Annotated in this window: 1 protein-coding gene and 1 pseudogene; both read right to left on the bottom strand. The window is 65.2% G+C overall.

What is annotated here, in order from left to right; translation table 11 throughout:
* A partial coding sequence (locus ACFYO0_RS46455) for an alpha-amylase family glycosyl hydrolase (RefSeq protein ID WP_388688527.1) occupies nt 1-864 on the bottom strand: 864 nt, incomplete at its 3' end.
* Nucleotides 861-1,232 (bottom strand): annotated as a pseudogene (locus ACFYO0_RS46450) (alpha-1,4-glucan--maltose-1-phosphate maltosyltransferase); the annotation flags it as partial. The gene ACFYO0_RS46455 and the pseudogene ACFYO0_RS46450, both read right to left, overlap by 4 nt.

The raw sequence follows: 1,232 nt of genomic DNA, 5'->3' as shown, positions 1-1,232 counted from the left end.
GAAGTGGAAGGCCATGTGGCATTCGTCGCCGCCGGCGCTGTAGTCGCCGAAGTAGTCGACCACGTCCTCGGGCCACTGGTTGGCCTCCGCCAGCAGCACCGTGTCGGGGTAATGCGCGTCGATTTCGGCGCGAACACGTCGCAGCATGGCGTGCGTCTGCGGCAGGTTCTCGCAGTTGGTGCCCTCCTCGGCGTACAGATAGGGCACCGCGTCCAGGCGGAAGCCGTCGATGCCCAGGTCCAGCCAGAACTTGAGGGCGGCCAGGATCTCTTCCTGCACCGCGGGGTTCTCGTAGTTGAGGTCCGGCTGGTGGGAGAAGAAGCGGTGGAAGTAGTACTGCCCTCGCATCGGGTCGAAGGTCCAGTTGGAGGCCTCGGTGTCGACGAAGATGATCCGGGCGTCCTGGTACTGCTTGTCGTCGTCCGCCCACACGTAGTAGTCGCCGTACGGGCCGTCGGGATCCCTGCGGGATTCCTGGAACCACGGGTGCTCGTCGCTGGTGTGGTTCATGACGAAGTCGATGATCACGCGCATGCCGTGCTGGTGCGCGGCGTCCACGAACGCGACGAAGTCCGCCAGGTCTCCGAACTCCGGCAGCACCGCCGTGTAGTCGGACACGTCGTAACCGCCGTCGCGCAGGGGTGATTTGAAGAAGGGCGGCAGCCACAGGCAGTCGACGCCGAGCCACTGCAGATAGTCCAGCTTGGCGGTGATGCCCTTGAGGTCGCCGATGCCGTCGCCGTTGCTGTCCTGGAAGGAGCGGACGAGGACTTCGTAGAACACCGCGCGTTTGAACCACTCCGGATCGCGGTCCTTGGCGGGGGTGTCTTCGAAGGTGTCCTGAACGGGCTCGTTGACGATCATGGTGTGGGTGACCCTCCGATCGGTGAGGACGGTCGCAGGACCTTGAAGACGTGCGCGGGAGCGCGGCCCGGCTCCAGGCGCACATAGTTCGTCCTGCCCCAGTGGTAGGTCCGGCCGGTGAGCTCGTCGCGTACGGGGACGGTCTCGTGCCAGTCCAGGCCCAGTTGTGGCATGTCCAGGGAGACCGTGGCCTCCTGGGGGTGATGAGGGTCTAGGTTGACGATCACCAGGACCGTGTTCGAGGCACTGCGTTTCGAGTACGCGATGATCGCGTCCTGGTCCGCCTGGTGGAAGTGGAGATCCCGCAGCTGGCGCAGGGCCGGGCTGTTCCGCCGGATCTCGTTGAGCCGGGTGATGAGGGGGGAGAT

It is taken from the genome of Streptomyces sp. NPDC006365 (assembly GCF_042870755.1).
GTDB classification, from domain to species: Bacteria; Actinomycetota; Actinomycetes; order Streptomycetales; family Streptomycetaceae; genus Streptomyces; species Streptomyces xiangluensis.
The sequence above is the reverse complement of the archived record's forward strand: the minus strand, read 5'-3'. Positions and strand labels throughout refer to the sequence as shown.